We start from the raw sequence: 18,780 nt of genomic DNA on the forward strand, positions 1-18,780 counted from the left end.
ATGTAAAAAATATATTTTTTCATTATCTACGCATTAAAATTATAAAAGCTATTATCGTCTCTGCCACCATACTTTCGTATTAATCTCATCAGCACCTTGCTGTGCGATAGCTAGCTTATAGTTTGTTGGATTTGCCGATTGGACATAAATTGGATACTTCAAACGGGCAGGCATCTCCCCGCCATTTTTTAAGCCAGTTCCCTTTGGTAACAAAGGATAGCCTGTCCTCCGAAATTCAAACCATTGCTGACAGTCTACAAATAATAGTGCATAATACTTTTGTAGATGAATCATTTCCATTTTTTTCTCAAAACTGTAGCTTTCGTCCCAATTTATATCGCCATTATTTAAGTAATCCTCGATAGATTCGGTATAAGTGGGAAGCCAAGTCGTAATACCTTTCATAACACCGTCTTTATAAAGATCGCCCGCCTTATCCGTATAAAATCCTTTCAATGCGAGTTCCGCTTTGATAAACTGCAATTCTGCACAATTCATAATCATTCCTGTCAACGGTTCATTCATCATTGTCTTTACTGGAAGGTTATTCACAGTTTGATCGTACGAATAGAAATAGGACTGACGTTCCCACCCCTCACCCGCAGCATAACCACTTGGAATACCGACAAAATTTCCACTCACCGGTGCTATTCCCAATCGATTCACTCCGTTTGAACCGTATGTAGGAATGTTAATCCGTGGATCATTCCAAGCAACCAGATGATCAATAAAATAATTTGCTAAAGATGCCTGGCGAAAGTCCTGTGCTCTGACATCCATGAATGGAGAAATCAAGGGAGACATACCCGTCCAGCGCAGAATAGCCGAATCATCGTTACTTGACATAACAGGATAAGAAGATGCATTATCAACTAGAATATCTTTAATTTTTGAACGGACAAATGTAGCAACTGCCGGATCTGATTGTCCGGAGACCCTGAGTAATAACCGTAAAAATAACGAATTTCCAAACTTGCGCCATTTGCTAACATTTCCATTATAAATGGGATCATATTCTCCTTTGATTGCCATATTTTTTGACAACAATACATTGGCAGAATCTAATTTATTAAAGAAATCTAAATAAATTTCCTTTTGCGTATCGAACTTAGGCTCTAAGATGTCTTCGCCCAATCCCCTTAAGGATTCCGAGTAAGGGATATCGCCATAAGTATCCGTCAAAATAGAAAATCCCCAAGTCTGCATAATTAAAGATATCCCACGGTAGGACGCATTATCATTGATTCCACCATCCGCTAATCTGTAAATTTCTTTCACATTTTTTAGTTCTGGATAGATGGAATTCCAGGGACCATCAGAAACTGTATTACGTATATCATAACGGAATATGCGGTACTCACCATCGCTTATACTGACCGTTATCTGCATCAACTCATTATTTAATGAGCGATTACGAGACATATTAGATGCAACGAGATCCCTAAATGCAGGCTGCATTAATTGATATGGATAAGCGTTCACACTGTTATTTGGGTTTGTATTAATGTCTTCGAAATTTTTATCGCACGATTGCAAAAACGTTGCAATCGCAATTAGGATCATGCCTATGAAATTGAAAGATTGTTTCATTGTCTATAATGTTAAAAGCCTACAACTAAGTTAAAACCGTAAGTTCTCGTAGAAGGGAATTGAGCAATTTCAAATCCTTTGACAATATCTGTCCCCGACAACGTACCAAATTCCGGATCAAAGTTTGGCCATTTTGACCAAATCACAAGATTTCTTCCATAAACACCGACTGAGGCCTTTTGTAATTTCAAGCGGTTAACAAAAGCTTTTGAAAAGGAGTAATCAAATCGAGCTTCCCTAAACTTGATAAAGTTTGTAGAAAAGGTACTTCCTTCCGCATTATCCTGCCCGTAATGAGAGCGGTAATATTCATCCACATTGGTTGCAATGATATCATTTTTACGATAAGTACCGTCCGGATTTTGCACGACACCATTTCCGATAATTCCACTATAACGTCCTGGTAGGGTATTTTTTGTTTTTCCTTGTTCTGCCAATTTATAATGCGTCAAGGAATGGGCAACCCCACCAAATTGTGCATCAAACAATAAATTCAGTCGGAAACCTTTATATCTAAATTCATTACCTAAACTTACTTTTCCTTTAGGAATCGTATTCCCTAAGTAAACCACATCATCGGTCAATAAGGCGACACCGCTTTTACTATCATAAATAATTTGTCCATCTGGAGATCTTTTATAACCAATACCATATAAATCGCCCATTGACCCACCTACTTTCGCCACTAACTGACCACCTGCTACAGGTCCTGTCTGAAGAATCATAGCCGAGTCTGCCAAGGACATAATTTTATTCTGATTCATAGAGAATGTCGCGAATACTTTCCAATTAAACCCATCTTTCATTTTAATTGGAGTACCATCCATGGCCAATTCTATCCCTTTATTTCTAACCTCTCCTGCATTGACAACTTTCTGCCTACCACCGGTAGAAGCATCAATAGTCCTTCTCAATTGTTGATTCCGTGTATTACTCTGATAAACAGCAAAATCAAAACCAAATCTATCCTTAAACATACGCACCTCTGTACCAAATTCGATGGATTGTGTACGTAATGGTTGCAAGTAAGGATTTACAATCAATGTTGGAACCTGTAGCCCGCCAGGATATTGGCCACCAGCATTTTCATAAGAAAAATCAATTATATAAGGATCATCTCCACCACTTCCCACACCTGAAATCGAACCCCGCAGTTTCGCATAATTAATAACCTTTGGCAATTTCCATAATTCTGAAGCGATTAAGCTTGCATTTAAGGATGGGTAAGTAAAATATTTTTTCTTATCTGGTGCCATTGCAGACGCCAATGTACTTGCCCAGTCAATACGATAAGTTCCGTCTAAATATAAGAAGTTCTTATAGGCTGCAGTAAAAAGTCCATAGACACCATTTCTTTGCACATGACTTTTATAAGGTAAGTTAAGAATAGGTCCTTTTGCATTGGCCATTACATAAACTCCTGGATACGTGAGAGAATCTGCACGCATTTCATCTTTATGATAACGATTATCATTCGTACTACCGCCAACTGTTCCGGACACCTTCCAATCTTTGTTTATCTCATTTTCATATTTTAATAAAAAATCCAAATTGGTTTCCCGCGATGAAATGGACTGGGTTCGGTAACTACCATAAGGCATTTTTGCCCCCGCATCGTAAGGCCTTTTTTGTTCTCTATTCTCATAAGCCATATCCAAAGAACTCCGCAACATCAAATTCCAATGTTTATTAAACTGATAATTGGCTTGAACATTCCCCGTTACACCCTGGCGATCAGTACCATTGATAAACTCTCGAGATATAGCATACGGATTTTCGGGATAGGAAGAAAATGGATACTTGATTTTCTGTCCCTCTGCCCCCTGCACCCAATAATCCTTCAACCAATTCATATCCGCATTTGGCTGCCAGAAAATAAACCAATACATCAAAGATTGGTTTCCATATCCAGCTCCCGGCAGATTGTCAGACCATTTATTCGTATAATTTACCTTAGCATTGATCTGAAGCTTATCACTTACTTTTGAATTGACCGACAACGCTACGGTATTCCTTTTATAACCCGTATTTGGAACGATCCAGGTATTATTTACATTGGTCGCTGAAAACCGGGCTGATGTTTTATCTGTTCCACCGTCTATACTCACCGAATTGGTGAATGTTTTTCCGACATCAAAAAAAGACTTCAAGTTATTATACGGACGCCAAAGCGTTCGTTCCGTTCCGACTTTTTGTGTAACCGGATCATATTGATAGAAATATTGACCATCAAATTTCGGCCCGTAGGAGGAACTTGTCCCCGAAGTGCTTGTACCATCTTCTGTTGTACCATAAGAATAATAATCAGCACCATCCAATCCCTGTCCATATTCATACTGTAAATCAGGCATACGGTTAATGGCTTCAAGCGAAGTATTGGAATTTACTGTAACCCCGATACCTTTTTTACCTTTTGCACCAGACTTCGTTGTGATCATAATAGCCCCATTTGCACCACGTTGTCCATACAAGGCCGCAGCACTGGCACCTTTTAGCACCGTTATATTTTCTATGTCCTCCGGATTGAGATCATCTATACCTGAACCGTAGTCAGCAGGCATATTATCGGATCCTGTACCATAAGTACTTTCGCCCAAATTTGCCGTCTTACGTCCGCTTCCTTCATTTACAACGACACCATCAACAACGATCAATGCCCCAGGGTCTCCATTCAAATTCGTCTCACCCCTCAAAATAATTTTGGTAGACCCCGTAGGACCAGCATTTGAACGCATTAAATTCAATCCAGCCACTTTTCCCGACAACGCGTCACTCCAGTTATTGGAAAGTGCATCAGTTAATTGTTCGCCTTTCACGACTGTTGTCGCATACCCTAACTCTCTCTCTTGTCTTTTAATCCCCAATGCAGTGACCACAACCTCATCAAGTGCTTCAGATGTTGGATTTAAACCAATGTGAACATTTGTTTGCGCAGCATCGTATGCCCTTGTTTGAGCCTCATATCCGATCATCTGAAAACGGACTTTCCCCCCAGCTTCGATATCTACCTCAAAATTACCATTTCGATCCGTAGAACCCTTCGTCACCCCACCTGAAAGTATCGATACTGAAGCCAATGGCTCCTTCGTTTTATTATCGACAACTTTTCCTTTGATTTTAATCTTCCCCTGATTAAAATAATGAAAAACGCCGTGGCCCCGTTCTAATGGAACCGCTGCCCCAGCTACATCCATATTGCAGGCAATTGCTAAGGCCACAAATAGCACTTTCGAGGAGGAGTGCCTTAGATTAATTTGGATAGGGTTAATACTAAACATAGTTATTGGTGTAAATTGTTAATTTTCAATTTGGCACAAAAATATATCCCTAACAAAAAGTTTGCTTTAACTTAATGTTTTCTTTTTGTTAACAATTATTTCGAATAGCATTTCCTTTAGGCACACTATTACTGTTTCAATCTTTAGTAAAATGCTTTGAAGCCCACTATGAAGGGATTATCACGCATTAGGCACACTATAAAGTGCTCTTTCTTTTGGTTATTTTTTATTTTCCAAATCGAAAATAATTAATAATATTTAAAAAACGAAATAAATCGAAATTATTTAAAACCGCACATCAGAACACACAACACAAGAGTCAAGTGAACCTAAAGGACATATAAAATTACTGCAACTGTAGGGAAGAAGGTATTCCAAGAAAGTTTTAAGCAAATTTCTCAGCTGCTTTTAGCAGCTATTAGGACTTCTCACTAAATATATATACTACAATATGCAAACAATACAGAAAGCATGAGACAACCTTCATGTATAATACGAAAAAATAGATTCCACCAAGGGCGCAGCTGCCAATAAGGCTTAAAATCGAGCGATCAGGCCTTTAGATCCACACCTCCGGAAGAAAACAAAAAAAGTCCAAACTTTCGTTTAGACTTTCTATTTTGAAGTAAATTTATTCGTTATCGTTTTTCAAAACTCCACTTCACATAGTTAATGTTCTTGTCATGCGCCAAATACTTCCGTTCGTAATATGTTTTAATGGATAAAACATTATCCACTAGTTCCGAATGGTAAAGATCTGTCGTTTCTTTATATTTTTTCAGATTCCGTAGATCAATCTGCTCCAATGTATAGGCATAAAAACCATCATTATCCGTTTTCAGATTCATCATCCCTTCGGGCTTCATGATAATTTTATAGCGATCCAAAAACTTAGGTCCAGTCAACCGTTTCTTCTCCCGGCTATCCTGAGGCTGAGGATCCGGAAAGGTAATCCAAATTTCATCAATTTCATTTTCAGCAAAATGTTCAAGAATAGTCTCAATTTGTATTCGAAGAAAAGCAACATTCCGAATGCCATCCTCCAAAGCTGTCTTGGCTCCACGCCAAATACGATTACCTTTAAAATCGATACCGATGAAATTTTTTTCCGGAAACAATCTTGCTAGATTAACAGTGTACTCACCTTTACCACAAGCAAGCTCCAAAACAACCGGATTATTGTTACCAAATTGCTTCTCAGCCCATTTTCCTTTATATTCTTTGCCTGCGTCAAGTTGAATTACATTTTCAAAAGTAGCAACTTCAGCAAATTTACGTAGTTTGTCTTTTCCCATTTTCAATAAATATCCCGCAAAAATAACCTTATATTCCCGCTTAAAAAAATAAATATTATCCTAGGAAACATACCATTGATTGGCGAAAAATCATGAAGCCAATAGACTAAAGAAAGAGCAATCAATAAATCACTTTCATACGGGCGATTTATATTGCATATAAAAAGCAATTTATCTAAGTTTGCAAAACTCAATAACTTATCGTGGAAAAAGACGCTAAAATTTACGTAGCAGGCCATCGAGGAATGGTCGGATCAGCAATACATCGCAAATTAATAGAACTGGGATACAGCAACATCGTTACTAGGACATCTCAAGAATTAGATCTTCGCAATCAACAAGCAGTAGCTGACTTTTTCAAGGAAGAAAGACCTGATTATGTTTTTCTCGCTGCCGCTAAGGTTGGTGGGATTATGGCTAACAATACCTATCGCGCTGATTTTATCTACGAAAATATAGCCATTCAAAATAACGTCATCAAATCATCCTACGACAATAATATTAAAAAGTTAATGTTCTTAGGATCCAGCTGTATCTATCCAAAGATGGCCCCCCAGCCTTTAAAAGAAGACATGTTGCTAACAGGCATCCTAGAGCCGACGAATGAGCCCTATGCAATCGCCAAAATTGCAGGTATAAAAATGGCAGAAGCATTCCGGGATCAATACGGCTGCAATTATATATCCGTAATGCCAACAAATCTTTACGGAATTAACGACAATTACCATCCGCAAAATTCACATGTGTTACCGGCGTTGATTAGAAGATTTCATGAAGCGAAAGCCAATAACTTAGATGAGGTTGTTATCTGGGGTACAGGAACACCTTTAAGAGAATTTCTATTCTCTGATGACCTAGCAGACGCTTGTGTCTTCTTAATGAATCATTACAACGAAAAGCAATTTGTAAATATCGGTATAGGTGAAGATATAAGTATAAAGGATCTCGCAGAAATGATTAAAGATGTAATTGGGTACACAGGTAATATTACTTTCGACAGTTCTAAACCCGATGGTACACCACGCAAGCTCATGGATGTATCAAAGCTACATGCACTCGGATGGAAGCACAGAGTCAACCTTCGGGAGGGTATTCAACTCGCTTACACTGATTTTTTGCAAAAATAAATCGCCAAATAGCAAAAATAACACCTCATTAGTAAGTCTCACTATAAGAAGGAATGCCGTATTCATTGACTTCATCCTTTATAGCTGCATTTTGCGCTTGAGCAAATTTATTCTTTTTCTTCTTTTTAGGTCGAATAAAACTCGTTAACTTTCCAATAAGACCACTAATCTTATCTTGATTGATCTGGCCTACTGCACGCTCCGATAACAACAACATGAGCGCCTTTTTAAAAACACCTGTATTTTTTAGAAACAATCGGTTCATTACAAAGGGTACCCCGATACGTAAAATCTTTGTTAACCAATCAGAATCTGGATTATTACTCTTAGCAAACATCTGCTGTATAATATTCGCGCCAGGGATATTATTTTTCAAAGTATTGAAAAAACGGATGGGGGCCTCTATTTTATTATTAAGCAAAGTAAACTGAGCCTTTAGGTAGATTTCCTGCTCGTTCTTTAATGTTTTTAAGCGCAATATTTCAGCTTTAAGTTCCTGTAAATTACGTATTTTGGTCTGTTTATTGTTCATTTGTAGCCCTTTCTCTATCAAATTTTTCTGTACGCATTTCTTCCTCTTCTTCTTCAATTTCATCGTTCCATTTAGCCAAAAAACGTCGAATGGAAAGATCCATAAATTTTGATTCCAGCATAGGCTCAAAAACCCGTATTAAGATAATGATCACTAAAAAGATACCCGCTGTTGCCAAAAAACCCAATGAATAGCTCCCCAATAACTCACCAAGCCAAAAACCTAACGCTAAACATAAGAAAAACAGAACAAATAAGCTAAAAATAAGCTTAGTTGCATCCACCACTAAACTCGCAATTAAACGAGAAGAACGTTCAATGGTTTTTAATTTGACAAGTTTAAATTGGGAGTCAATATACTCCTTGGTCTTTTGAAACGTACCACTAAGTGAAAATTTTTCTTCTTCCATGCATTTAAAATTTATTCAGGCTACTTCAGCCCATAACGAAAAAAACGAAAACGCTGTATCTGATTACCGCAGCACAGCACTACTCTATACTTATGAAGAGCGTGCAGTTATCGTACACAGCTATGTCGCGAAATAGCCTGATAATATGTACTCTACACCAATTATTCTTTTGAATAATCTGCAAACTATGCATGTTCGATGATATCATCATCCAGCACATCTTCTGCCTGATTCAACTTACCTTTCAATGTAGAAACAATTTTCTCTTTAAAATCATTCAACTGATCAAATTGCTCCTCCGCTCTTTCACGAATAGCATCACTCAAATCGCTCAATGAATCATTTATTTTATCTCTTGTATCTGATCCCTTGTCTGGAGCAAACAAAACTCCCAAAGCGGCACCCGCGGCAAGACCGGCTAACAACGCCAAAGCTACTTTACTTGTGTCATTCATTTCTTTTTGTTTTAAAGTTCTAATTCTATTAAGACGAATATAGTCCTCGTTAATAATACAATTATCAAAGCAAATCGTTTGCCAAACAATGCTTTTTATCTATTATTAATAGGGAACTATATTAACAATATAATGATTTTTTTGGTAATCTTATATCTGATATCAATATTTCACCCCACAATTACTAACTTACTCAATTTTTTAGTATCTTTAAATCAATCGATTATAAAAATTATGCTAAATAAGACCTATTGCAGCGCCGTCTATGGGATAAATGCCTGCACAATTACCGTTGAGGTAATCGTATCTACTGGCCTTCATTATTATATCGTTGGCCTGCCTGACAATGCCGTTAAAGAAAGCTTAAGACGCATCGAAAGTGCCATTAATTCCTGTCAACTTCACATGCCTCGCCAAAAGATCGTTGTCAACTTGGCACCCGCAGATATTCGTAAAGAAGGTTCAAGTTACGACTTATCAATCGCAATCGGCATATTAGCATCTTCTGGGCAGATTACAAATATCCATCTGGAAGACTATCTTATTTTAGGCGAACTATCGTTAGACGGAAGTATTAAACCCATACGTGGTGTTCTACCAATTGCATTACAGGCGCGCAAAGAAGGATTTAAAGGAATAATATTACCTAGATCCAATGCAAAAGAGGCAGCTATAGTCACTGAAATCGATGTTATTGGTGTAGAAAATCTGACCCAAGTAGTGGGATTCCTCAATAATACAGTAACAATCGAGCCTACAAAAGTTAACATACAAACGTTTTTCCAGGATGATACGGCAATTTATGATGTTGATTTCTCTGATGTACAAGGACAGGAGAATATCAAACGAGCGCTGGAAATCGCAGCAGCCGGTGGACATAATCTTATTTTAATAGGTCCGCCAGGCGCAGGAAAAACCATGTTGGCAAAAAGACTACCAACGATCCTTCCCCCGCTCAATATGGCCGAATCGCTAGAAACGACCAAAATACACTCTGTCTCTGGAAATCTAAAGGCGAAAGACTCCCTCGTCACTGCACGGCCTTTTCGCTCTCCGCATCATACAATATCCGATGTAGCCATGGTAGGGGGCGGCTCAAATCCATTGCCGGGTGAAATTTCTTTATCTCATCATGGCGTATTATTCCTTGACGAATTGCCAGAATTTAAACGGAGTGTCCTCGAAGTCATGCGTCAGCCGCTGGAATCCCGTCAAATTACGATATCAAGGGCTAAACTTACCGTCGAGTATCCCGCAAGTTTTATGCTGATTGCTGCCATGAACCCTTGCCCCTGTGGATATTTCAATCACCCAGAGAAAGAATGCATCTGCGGCACTAACACCGTGCAGCGTTATCTAAGCAAAATATCCGGGCCACTTTTAGACCGTATAGACCTGCACATCGAAGTCACCCCCGTGCTATTTGACGAACTGAGTAAGACACGCTCTGTAGATGATAGCCGTACGGTGCGCCGTCGGGTCATTCAGACACGCGAAATCCAGAAAGAACGTTTTAAATCCTTCCCAAACGTACATTGTAATGCGCAAATGAGTACCCGATTAACGCGAGAAATATGTCAGATTGATGAAGCCGGAAGGAAATTGCTCAAAACTGCAATTGAGCGTCTAAGCCTATCCGCAAGAGCATACGATAGAATACTGAAGGTTGCCCGCACAATCGCCGATATGGAAAATAGCGCTACAATCGACAACCACCATATTGCTGAAGCTATCCAATACAGAAATTTAGATCGGGAAACCTGGAACGGAAAATTTTAGAACTGTGCCAGACAATGTTTGACAACCCAAGGAAAACAGATGATTGTCAGGATTAGTCCCGACAGCGCACCAAAGAAATGAGCATCGTGATTAATACCGTCATGTCCCTTCTTGGAGGCCCATACACAATAACCTAAAAACAGAAATGCAAATAAGTAAGCTGGCATTGGAATAATCATCATAACCCCAATGGTCACCTTAGGATCGAAAAGAATATAACTAAACAGCACCGCACAGATAGCACCTGAAGCACCCAAGCTATAGTAACCTGGATTATTTTTCTGCTGTACGATCGTTGGTATATCGCTCAGAATCAAGCTGCCTACATAAATAACAGCAAATAAGATATGACCAAAGGGACTTGCAGCAGCAAGTATACCTTCTAAACCAAATCCAAAATAGTAAAAAGTAAGCATATTAAACAGCAGATGTCCCCAATCCTTGTGTACAAAACCACTGGTCAGGATCGTAAAGACATTGCGGTTGCGGGCAATACTGTAGGGATGCAACATCAGTTTGCCGAAAAGTTGTTCGTGTGAAAAAGTATAGACGCTAATGGCGATCGTAAAAAAAAAGATAATACTCGCAACAGGCGTTTCTGTTAAATAAGTTAATAGCATAATAATTTCTAGAATCGATCCTCTAAAAGTAAAACATAAAGTTCTTTTGGGCCATGTGCTCCCAAAACCAACCTCTTCTCAATATCAGCCGTTCTGGACGGACCAGTAATGGTAGAGATCATTGTCGGAATCTCCTGACCGTAACGCTTCTGCATATAAGCCAAAGCATCTTTCAAATCCCAGACCAATTGCGAAGCCTTGGCAACGACAATATGAATGGGGGGATATATACTCAGCCGACGTCCGGAAGCATTTGCATTACTCACCATAACACTTCCATTACGAGCTATTAAAGCCTCACAGGAGGTGATACTGGCATTTGCCAATTCAAAATCCTTCTCTGTTTTCAAAAAGGGAAAACCATAAGGACTGAGTAAATTCTGAATACCTTGTTCCCAAGCATAGATATTTTTAATGCTATTTACTTCGGTCAACGAAATCAAATTTTCAATCAGACCAATCTCGCCATCACAATATAGAAATTTGCCTCCCGCAGCGGTCAATTCACGCACGAAAACAAGATCCACTAATTCATCTTCATCATGGTAAAGAGCAGTTTCCTTAAAGTTCGGATGGGGATTATCATTTTTTTGTAGTAATGCCTGACGTACCCGTTTTAACATTACCTCCTTTGCAGTTGCGTTCTTCACGTTCATGGCGCAAATATATAAATGCAGCGCTAGAATCATCTAGCGCTGCAACATTCAAATTAATTCAATTTTTTTGACGGATTGTCTGAACTCGGACCATCGCTGGATCGCGCTTCGTCAGGATGAATATCTAAGGGTAAATCTGTTTGTGGCACACCACCACCATCGGCGCCATTCACAAACTCCTCGTAAGTAGTTTTGGTTTCAAATGGACGCTTCCCTAGTATCTCTTCTAAATCCGATTGAAAGAGGATTTCCTTTTCCAATAGCTTCTCTGCTATTTTGATCAGTCCTTCACGTTTATCCAGCAATAACTGTTTAGTACGTGCATAAACATCGCTGATCAAGTTACGAACCTCTGCATCAATCAACTCTGCCGTTTTGTCAGAATATGGCTTTTGGAACGATGCCTCCGAGCTGTCTCTGAAAGAAACATTTCCCACTTTATCATTCATACCGTATATCGCAATCATTGCATACGAAAGCTGCGTAATACGCTCCAAGTCGTTTTGAGCACCAGTTGAAATCCTTCCAAAAGTAATATCTTCAGCTACACGACCACCCATGGTCATACATAAGCTATCAATAAGCTGCTCGGTCGTATATAAAAACTGCTCGCGGGGAAGATATTGTGCGTATCCCAAAGCAGCCACACCGCGTGGAACAATAGATACTTTAACCAAAGGATCTGCATGTTCCAAAAACCAGCCAGCAATAGCATGCCCAGCTTCATGATAAGCCACAATACGTTTCTCTTCCGGAGAGATAATTTTATTCTTTTTCTCAAGACCACCGATCACGCGATCAACTGCATCCTGAAAATCTTGCATATCAATTTCCGGTTTATTTTTACGGGCAGCAATAAGTGCGGCCTCATTACATACATTGGCAATTTCTGCTCCTGCAAAACCAGGAGTCTGTGCAGATAATTTTTTGGCATCAACCTCAGCCGACAATTTCAGCGGCTTAAGATGCACTTTAAAAATTTGTTCACGTCCGATCAAATCTGGCTTATCAATCGAAATTTGACGGTCGAAACGTCCCGGACGCAACAATGCGGTATCCAATACGTCGATACGGTTAGTAGCTGCTAAAATAATAACACCCGAATCCGTGCCAAAGCCATCCATCTCAACCAACAATTGATTCAACGTATTTTCACGCTCGTCATTTCCACCCATCATTGAATTCTTGCCACGAGCACGGCCAATTGCGTCAATCTCATCAATGAAAATGATACAAGGCGCTTTCTCTTTAGCTTGTTTAAATAAATCACGAACACGAGATGCACCCACTCCCACAAACATTTCCACAAAGTCGGATCCCGAAAGTGAAAAGAATGGCACTTGAGCCTCACCAGCTACAGCTTTCGCTAGCAATGTCTTACCTGTTCCTGGAGGCCCTACAAGCAATGCTCCCTTAGGAATTTTACCTCCAAGATTTGTATACTTACGCGGATTTTTCAAGAAATCGACAATTTCCATCACTTCCTGCTTCGCCTCTTCAAGACCCGCCACATCATTAAATGTAATATTGATCTGAGCCTCTTTATCAAATAATTGAGCTTTTGATTTACCAATATTGAAGATAGCACCGCCACCACCGCCGGCACCTCCGCCCATACGGCGCATCAAGAAAATCCAGATCGCAGCCAACACCAATAATGGCAACATAAAGGTGATAAACCAGCTAGCCCATGGATTAGAACGGTCATCATACGTTAATTGTACCTTTGGTGTACCAGGTGCTAACTCAGCTTGCGAGGCAGCTAACTTTTTCTCCAAAACATCAGGAGAAGCATCCTTAAAAATATATTGTGGTCCTTTGTCCTCTTGCCCAGATAAACTTGGTAAAGGATCGGAGGTCTTTACAGCATCCTTAAAACTAGGGTTATCCTTCCAGCCTTTCTTCAGATACACCTCAACCTCTACAAGATCATTCTTCTTATAAGCGACAAGGCGCTCTACAGAGCCCGTGTTCAACATGCGTGTCTCAAAATCGCTATAGCTAATTTCCTTAGCTGGGTTTTCTCCAAAAACGTACTGTAAGGCAAAAAAACCTAAAAACATGGCAATCATAAGCCACACAAAATTAAACTTTGGCGGTTTTGGGCTTACCTTACTACTCGGGATTTTTTTCATTATATCGTAATTATATTTTCTTGATAAATTTTAATTGAAGACAATTAGGCGCTTTGGAAATGCTGAATCTCTGCATCTCCCCATAAATCTTCGATACCATAATGCGCTCGCTTTTCGGTCTTAAAGATATGTACAACCACATCCACAAAATCCAAAATCAACCACTCACCATTGGATTGTCCTTCTTTATATTGGGGTTCTTGACCAAATGTCTTGAAAACTTCGTCTTCGACACTTTTTGCTATCGCATTGACCTGAATGTTGGAATCAGCATGACAAATAACAAAATAATCAGAAACAGAACTGTGAAGATCTCTTAAATCCAAACGAACAATCTCGTTTGCTTTCTTTTCTTGCATACCGTAAACGATAATTTCTGATAGACGTTGGGACAATTCTGTACTTTTATTTTTACTCATTAAAAAATATGATAGTTTTGACTTAATATTTATTTAATACTTTCAGTTTGCAAAATAACAATATTTCGGGACTTATCATTGGCCAAAATACAATATATCTTGACAAAGTCGCCTCTACAAACGATTATCTCAGGGAATTATTGTCAAAATTCAAGCCACTAGCGGAAGGGACTGCCATTTTAGCAGAAGAACAGTTCCAAGGTAAAGGCCAGCGAGGAAGCTCATGGATCAGTGAACCGGGGAAGAATCTCACGACATCTATCCTTTTAAGGCCCTATTTCTTACCAATAGCGCAACAATTCTCACTTTCGGCTACTATCGCCATTGCCACCGCCAACTGGTTAAAAACTAAAATTGAGCAGCCTGTAGCCGTAAAATGGCCCAATGATATTTACATCAATTCAAAGAAAATAGCCGGCATTTTAATTGAAAATTCATTAAAAGGCCATAATATCAATAGCGCTATCATAGGAATAGGGATTAATATTAATCAAACTAATTTTGACACAACATCAACAATAACTTCTTTAGCATGCCTAACCGATCGAGCCGATTACGACATAAAGAATTTAGCGCATGAGTTGTATCTAAGCATACAACAGGAATATTTGAACCTTTTTAACAAAGGATCCCACTATCAACTAAACAAATACAACGAATTATTATTCTGGAAAGGCGAAGAAAAACCATTTTTGATCGCAGGAAGCGAGCGAAAAGGAATCATTCAGCAGGTATCTGCCGAAGGTAAACTAAAGATTTTATTAGATAACCGATTACAAGAATTTGACATTAAAGAGATTACACATCTTATCTCTTAATCTTTTACAAAAAAAGGAGAACCCATTTTCGAAATATCAAAGCTTTGTTCTAACTTTGTCAAAAGCGTGATTAAACCTTTATTCACCCAACGTATCTAATAAAATAACACACTGCAATAATTGTAGCGGAAAAAGGAAAGAACAAATTAAAGTCTGATGAAAAAATTAATACTGTTAATGACTGCAGTGATTTTTGCAGTTACGGGAGCATTCGCTCAAATTCACAAACCAGTAAAATGGACAGTGGCCAGCAAAAAGTTAAATAACAAAGAAGCTGTCGTATATGTAAAAGCTACCATCCAAAATGGATGGCACATTTATTCACAAAATATAAAAGATGGGGGACCTATTCCAACTTCTTTCACCTTTGCTAAAGCGGCTGATTATACCGTGGTTGGTAAAACTGCTGAGCCAAAACCAAAAATCAAACATGAAGACGTATTTAAAATGGATGTAGGTTACTTTACAAATGAAGTGATATTTCAACAAAAAGTAACTTTAAACAAAGGTACTGCAACAGTTAAAGGTACAGTCGAGTGGCAAGCATGTGACGCTTCACAATGTCTTCCTCCAGATGAATATGCTTTTGCTGTGACAATCAAATAGTAAAAATGATTATATACGGATAAATTAATAAGGCGATTCTCATCGCCTTTTTTTATTTTTGAACCTAACATCTGAAATACATACACATGTTAAAAAATACATTCATTTTACTTCTTATTGCATTTTTCAGTCTTTCATTAACAAAAGCGGCGCTTGCATCGACTCAAGATAGCTTAGTAAGTACAGAAGGACTTCAATTTGAATCATCACCGGATACATCTAATGCAGTTGAAGCAGTACCGGAAGACCTTAATTTTACAGCCTCACCCGACACGATGGTTAGCCAGGATAGCAGTAAAATCGCGCCAGCTAAAAAAAACGCCTCCTCAGGCAATTCAGAAACGGGAAAGAAATCACTTTGGAGCATATTTATTGCCGGCTTAGTAGGAGGTTTTGCAGCGCTGCTCATGCCTTGTATATTTCCAATGCTCCCCCTTACCGTAAGTTATTTCACAAAACAGGCTGGAAGCCGCGCAAGCGGTATCAGTAAGGCTCTCCTTTATGGCCTCTTTATTATTGTGATTTATGTCGCATTGGGAATGATTATTACGATTTCCTTCGGTTCAGATGCCTTGAATGCTTTATCGACAAACGGGGTATTTAATTTCCTATTCTTCCTGTTATTGGTTGTTTTTGCCGCGTCCTTTTTTGGTGCTTTTGAAATCACGCTACCAAGTTCTTTCGTCAATAAAATGGATGCCAAATCCGACAAAGGCGGTCTTGTGGGACTTTTCTTTATGGCATTTAGCCTTTCACTGGTCTCTTTCTCCTGTACTGGCCCCATTATTGGCACCTTATTGGTCGAAGCGGCTTCAAAAGGAGAACGCTTAGGTCCAGCAGTCGGTATGCTTGGTTTTTCTATAGCTCTTGCAATTCCCTTTGGTTTGTTTGCGATGTTCCCTTCGATGTTAAAATCCCTACCAAAATCAGGTGGCTGGCTAAATTCGGTCAAGGTTGTACTTGGGTTCTTAGAGCTCGCACTGGCGCTGAAATTCTTATCAAATGTAGATTTGGCTTACCATTGGAATTGGCTGGATCGAGAAGTATTCTTATCGCTATGGATTGCTATCTTTAGTATGATGGGCTTATATCTTATTGGAAAGATCAAGTTTTCACACGACAGCGAATTAAAATTCCTCTCTGTACCGAGAACTATTCTCGCAATCATTGTATTTTCCTTCGTTGTCTATATGGTTCCAGGCCTATGGGGAGCTCCGCTAAAATCAATTTCAGCCTTCTTGCCACCTTCGGCAACACAGGACTTTGACCTGTCGGCAGGAATGGCAGCCACTCCTGCACACAATGATGGCAAGGTTAAAAAATACGCTGATATCTTTCATGAACGGGGCACACCAAAAGGATTTGATCCTTATTATGATTATGAAGAGGCTCTCGCAGCTTCAAAAGAACAGAATAAACCGGTATTAATTGATTTTACAGGCTGGAATTGTGTCAATTGTCGAAAAATGGAAGCCAATGTATGGACTGATCCCGCAGTTGCCAAACTATTGAAAGAAGAGTTTATTATGGCTGAATTATTTGTCGATGATAAAACAGAATTACCGGCAAACGAACAATTCGTTTCAAAATATAGTGGCAAAAAAATCAAAACTATAGGAAACAAAAACAGTGATTTCCAAGCATCAGCTTTCGACAGCAATTCACAACCACTATACGTGATCGTCGATTCATCTGGAACCGTATTGGTTCCGAAAACAGGCGCAAACTATAACGTTACAGAATATATTGCTTTCCTTCAAAGTGGAATTGACGCTTTTAAGGCAAAGAAATAGTCGGTATACGATTGGAGAGATTCGAAAAGAATAGCATACATGAGCAGATTAGGTAATTATTAAATTTGCATTATCTTTAGCTTAACCCGAACTAAAGTGGTTGAAAAAAGCCATTACCAGTAGCCAATAGCATTATTGGCAACTGGTAATAAAGGAAATATAATTGTATATACGCTTGAAAATAGCTAAGTTTGAGTACGTATGAGTAACATTAAAAAAATTGCTGTTTTGACATCTGGAGGAGATGCTCCAGGAATGAATGCTGGTATCCGCGCTGTTGTTAGGGCAGGAATCTACAATAATCTTGAAGTATTTGGCGTAAGAAGAGGTTATGATGGCCTTGTTAATGGAGAGATTGTCCCGATGGATGCCAAATCTGTAGCGAATATCATACAACGTGGCGGCACTATCCTTAAAACTGCCCGTAGCGAAGCCTTTAAAACGATAGAAGGACGTAAACAGGCTTATGAAAACTTACGCAGCCACGGTATTGATGCCATGGTGGTTATCGGCGGGGATGGTACATTTACGGGCGCATCCAAATTTATTGAAGAATTTGATTTCCCTATTATTGGCCTTCCAGGAACGATCGATAACGATTTGGCCGGCACAGACTTTACTATTGGCTATGATACAGCTATTAATACTGTTATACAAGCCGTAGACAAAATTCGAGATACTGCCGAGTCTCACGATAGACTATTTGTGATAGAAGTAATGGGACGCGATTCAGGTCTTATTGCCGTCCGTTCAGGAATCAGTACCGGCGCCGAAGCAGTCTTGGTTCCTGAGTTTGAAGTGGACTATGACGCAATCATGAAAAGGCTCGACAAGACGCGTAAAAATAAATCATCCCGTATCATTATCGTTGCTGAAGGTGATAAAGAAGGCGGTATGGTTGTATCAGAAAAAATCAAGGAAAATTTCCCACATTACGATGTTAGGCTTTCTATTTTAGGACATATTCAACGTGGTGGAAGTCCAACATGTATGGATCGTGTTTTAGCAAGCAGGCTTGGCGTAGCTGCCGTAGAGGCTTTACTACAAGGCCGCAGAGGTGAAATGGCCGGACTAATCTGCAGTGAGGTAAGATTTACTCCTTTTAAAAGCGCCATCAAACACCATGTAAAAATGAACGAAGATCTGCTTCGTATCATCGAGATCCTTTCGCTGTAAGAGATATCGTTTAGTCTTGGCTTAATATAAAAAGAACGTGGCTGTCCAACCTTTTGGATAGCCACTTTTTTTTGACTTTATACAGATCTCCT

Annotated in this window: 17 protein-coding genes; 7 read left to right on the forward strand and 10 right to left on the reverse strand. The window is 39.1% G+C overall.

What is annotated here, in order from left to right; all coding sequences use genetic code 11:
* Positions 1 to 51: 51 nt before the first annotated feature.
* The 3 genes from VXM68_RS04150 to trmB form a co-directional block, all read right to left on the reverse strand.
* Positions 52 to 1,590, reverse strand: a complete 1,539-nt coding sequence (locus VXM68_RS04150) for a SusD/RagB family nutrient-binding outer membrane lipoprotein (RefSeq protein ID WP_294185968.1) — start codon at positions 1,588 to 1,590, stop codon at positions 52 to 54.
* Between the two features lie 11 nt (positions 1,591 to 1,601).
* Positions 1,602 to 4,868, reverse strand: a complete 3,267-nt coding sequence (locus VXM68_RS04155; RefSeq protein ID WP_367210545.1) for a SusC/RagA family TonB-linked outer membrane protein — start codon at positions 4,866 to 4,868, stop codon at positions 1,602 to 1,604.
* A gap of 638 nt (positions 4,869 to 5,506) precedes the next feature.
* The gene (gene trmB, locus VXM68_RS04160; RefSeq protein WP_367210546.1) at positions 5,507 to 6,163 is read right to left on the reverse strand and encodes a tRNA (guanosine(46)-N7)-methyltransferase TrmB; all 657 of its coding nucleotides are present in this window, start codon (positions 6,161 to 6,163) and stop codon (positions 5,507 to 5,509) included.
* 203 nt (positions 6,164 to 6,366) lie between these two features.
* On the opposite strand from trmB, the gene VXM68_RS04165 reads away from it, so the two are divergent.
* Complete coding sequence (locus tag VXM68_RS04165) at positions 6,367 to 7,290, forward strand: GDP-L-fucose synthase family protein (protein ID WP_367210547.1); 924 nt, start codon at positions 6,367 to 6,369, stop codon at positions 7,288 to 7,290.
* Positions 7,291 to 7,318: 28 nt separating this feature from the next.
* On the opposite strand, the gene VXM68_RS04170 is transcribed toward VXM68_RS04165, so the two are convergent.
* Both VXM68_RS04170 and VXM68_RS04175 read right to left on the reverse strand, forming a co-directional pair.
* Complete coding sequence (locus VXM68_RS04170) at positions 7,319 to 7,822, reverse strand: hypothetical protein (protein WP_294185976.1); 504 nt, start codon at positions 7,820 to 7,822, stop codon at positions 7,319 to 7,321.
* Complete coding sequence (locus tag VXM68_RS04175) at positions 7,812 to 8,231, reverse strand: hypothetical protein (protein ID WP_367210548.1); 420 nt, start codon at positions 8,229 to 8,231, stop codon at positions 7,812 to 7,814. The genes VXM68_RS04170 and VXM68_RS04175 overlap by 11 nt, the downstream gene beginning before the upstream one ends.
* Between VXM68_RS04175 and VXM68_RS04180 the strand changes: the two genes are divergently transcribed.
* Positions 8,230 to 8,367, forward strand: coding sequence for a hypothetical protein (locus tag VXM68_RS04180; RefSeq protein WP_367210549.1), 138 nt, complete (start codon positions 8,230 to 8,232; stop codon positions 8,365 to 8,367). The genes VXM68_RS04175 and VXM68_RS04180 overlap by 2 nt on opposite strands.
* Before the next feature lie 49 nt (positions 8,368 to 8,416).
* Here the strand turns inward: VXM68_RS04180 and VXM68_RS04185 are convergent, their stop codons facing one another.
* The gene (locus VXM68_RS04185; protein WP_293957245.1) at positions 8,417 to 8,686 is read right to left on the reverse strand and encodes a YtxH domain-containing protein; all 270 of its coding nucleotides are present in this window, start codon (positions 8,684 to 8,686) and stop codon (positions 8,417 to 8,419) included.
* 234 nt (positions 8,687 to 8,920) lie between these two features.
* On the opposite strand from VXM68_RS04185, the gene VXM68_RS04190 reads away from it, so the two are divergent.
* A complete protein-coding gene (locus VXM68_RS04190; protein ID WP_367210550.1) occupies positions 8,921 to 10,465 on the forward strand; it encodes a YifB family Mg chelatase-like AAA ATPase in 1,545 nt (514 codons plus the stop codon).
* Here the strand turns inward: VXM68_RS04190 and VXM68_RS04195 are convergent.
* The 4 genes from VXM68_RS04195 to rsfS are packed head-to-tail and all read right to left on the reverse strand — an operon-like array spanning position 10,462 to position 14,295.
* The gene (locus tag VXM68_RS04195; RefSeq protein ID WP_293957247.1) at positions 10,462 to 11,085 is read right to left on the reverse strand and encodes a rhomboid family intramembrane serine protease; all 624 of its coding nucleotides are present in this window, start codon (positions 11,083 to 11,085) and stop codon (positions 10,462 to 10,464) included. The two genes, VXM68_RS04190 and VXM68_RS04195, sit on opposite strands and share 4 nt — an antisense overlap.
* A gap of 8 nt (positions 11,086 to 11,093) precedes the next feature.
* Positions 11,094 to 11,741, reverse strand: a complete 648-nt coding sequence (locus tag VXM68_RS04200; RefSeq protein ID WP_293885165.1) for a lactate utilization protein — start codon at positions 11,739 to 11,741, stop codon at positions 11,094 to 11,096.
* A gap of 53 nt (positions 11,742 to 11,794) precedes the next feature.
* Positions 11,795 to 13,876, reverse strand: coding sequence for an ATP-dependent zinc metalloprotease FtsH (gene ftsH / locus VXM68_RS04205; protein WP_293957248.1), 2,082 nt, complete (start codon positions 13,874 to 13,876; stop codon positions 11,795 to 11,797).
* A gap of 44 nt (positions 13,877 to 13,920) precedes the next feature.
* Entirely contained in the window at positions 13,921 to 14,295 is a 375-nt protein-coding gene (rsfS, locus tag VXM68_RS04210; RefSeq protein WP_367210551.1) for a ribosome silencing factor, read from the reverse strand.
* Between the two features lie 47 nt (positions 14,296 to 14,342).
* Here rsfS and VXM68_RS04215 point away from each other — a divergent pair, with 47 nt between their 5' ends.
* The 4 genes from VXM68_RS04215 (at position 14,343) to pfkA (ending at position 18,688) form a co-directional block, all read left to right on the forward strand.
* Positions 14,343 to 15,113 carry a biotin--[acetyl-CoA-carboxylase] ligase gene (locus VXM68_RS04215; RefSeq protein ID WP_312329960.1) on the forward strand — a complete coding sequence of 257 codons (771 nt, stop codon included), beginning with the start codon at positions 14,343 to 14,345 and terminating at the stop codon, positions 15,111 to 15,113.
* Positions 15,114 to 15,269: 156 nt separating this feature from the next.
* Positions 15,270 to 15,719 (forward strand): protein-disulfide reductase DsbD N-terminal domain-containing protein, encoded by a 450-nt coding sequence (locus tag VXM68_RS04220; protein WP_293957250.1) that lies wholly within the window; start codon positions 15,270 to 15,272, stop codon positions 15,717 to 15,719.
* Between the two features lie 86 nt (positions 15,720 to 15,805).
* A complete protein-coding gene (locus VXM68_RS04225) occupies positions 15,806 to 17,512 on the forward strand; it encodes a protein-disulfide reductase DsbD family protein (protein ID WP_367210552.1) in 1,707 nt (568 codons plus the stop codon).
* 201 nt (positions 17,513 to 17,713) lie between these two features.
* Positions 17,714 to 18,688 (forward strand): 6-phosphofructokinase, encoded by a 975-nt coding sequence (pfkA, locus tag VXM68_RS04230; protein ID WP_209578388.1) that lies wholly within the window; start codon positions 17,714 to 17,716, stop codon positions 18,686 to 18,688.
* The last annotated feature ends 92 nt before the right edge of the window (positions 18,689 to 18,780 follow it).

Origin of the sequence: Sphingobacterium sp. R2 (assembly GCF_040760075.1) — a bacterium.
GTDB lineage: Bacteria > Bacteroidota > Bacteroidia > Sphingobacteriales > Sphingobacteriaceae > Sphingobacterium.

Coding starts and splice junctions, on each gene's coding strand:
- VXM68_RS04195 (WP_293957247.1), bottom strand. CDS start 11,085: ATGCTATTAACTTATTTAACAGAAACGCCTGTTGCGAGTATTATCTTT.
- VXM68_RS04225 (WP_367210552.1), top strand. CDS start 15,806: ATGTTAAAAAATACATTCATTTTACTTCTTATTGCATTTTTCAGTCTT.
- rsfS (WP_367210551.1), bottom strand. CDS start 14,295: ATGAGTAAAAATAAAAGTACAGAATTGTCCCAACGTCTATCAGAAATT.
- VXM68_RS04185 (WP_293957245.1), bottom strand. CDS start 8,686: ATGAATGACACAAGTAAAGTAGCTTTGGCGTTGTTAGCCGGTCTTGCC.
- VXM68_RS04155 (WP_367210545.1), bottom strand. CDS start 4,868: ATGTTTAGTATTAACCCTATCCAAATTAATCTAAGGCACTCCTCCTCG.
- VXM68_RS04200 (WP_293885165.1), bottom strand. CDS start 11,741: ATGAACGTGAAGAACGCAACTGCAAAGGAGGTAATGTTAAAACGGGTA.
- pfkA (WP_209578388.1), top strand. CDS start 17,714: ATGAGTAACATTAAAAAAATTGCTGTTTTGACATCTGGAGGAGATGCT.
- ftsH (WP_293957248.1), bottom strand. CDS start 13,876: ATGAAAAAAATCCCGAGTAGTAAGGTAAGCCCAAAACCGCCAAAGTTT.
- VXM68_RS04190 (WP_367210550.1), top strand. CDS start 8,921: ATGCTAAATAAGACCTATTGCAGCGCCGTCTATGGGATAAATGCCTGC.
- trmB (WP_367210546.1), bottom strand. CDS start 6,163: ATGGGAAAAGACAAACTACGTAAATTTGCTGAAGTTGCTACTTTTGAA.
- VXM68_RS04170 (WP_294185976.1), bottom strand. CDS start 7,822: ATGAACAATAAACAGACCAAAATACGTAATTTACAGGAACTTAAAGCT.
- VXM68_RS04175 (WP_367210548.1), bottom strand. CDS start 8,231: ATGGAAGAAGAAAAATTTTCACTTAGTGGTACGTTTCAAAAGACCAAG.
- VXM68_RS04150 (WP_294185968.1), bottom strand. CDS start 1,590: ATGAAACAATCTTTCAATTTCATAGGCATGATCCTAATTGCGATTGCA.
- VXM68_RS04220 (WP_293957250.1), top strand. CDS start 15,270: ATGAAAAAATTAATACTGTTAATGACTGCAGTGATTTTTGCAGTTACG.
- VXM68_RS04180 (WP_367210549.1), top strand. CDS start 8,230: ATGCATTTAAAATTTATTCAGGCTACTTCAGCCCATAACGAAAAAAAC.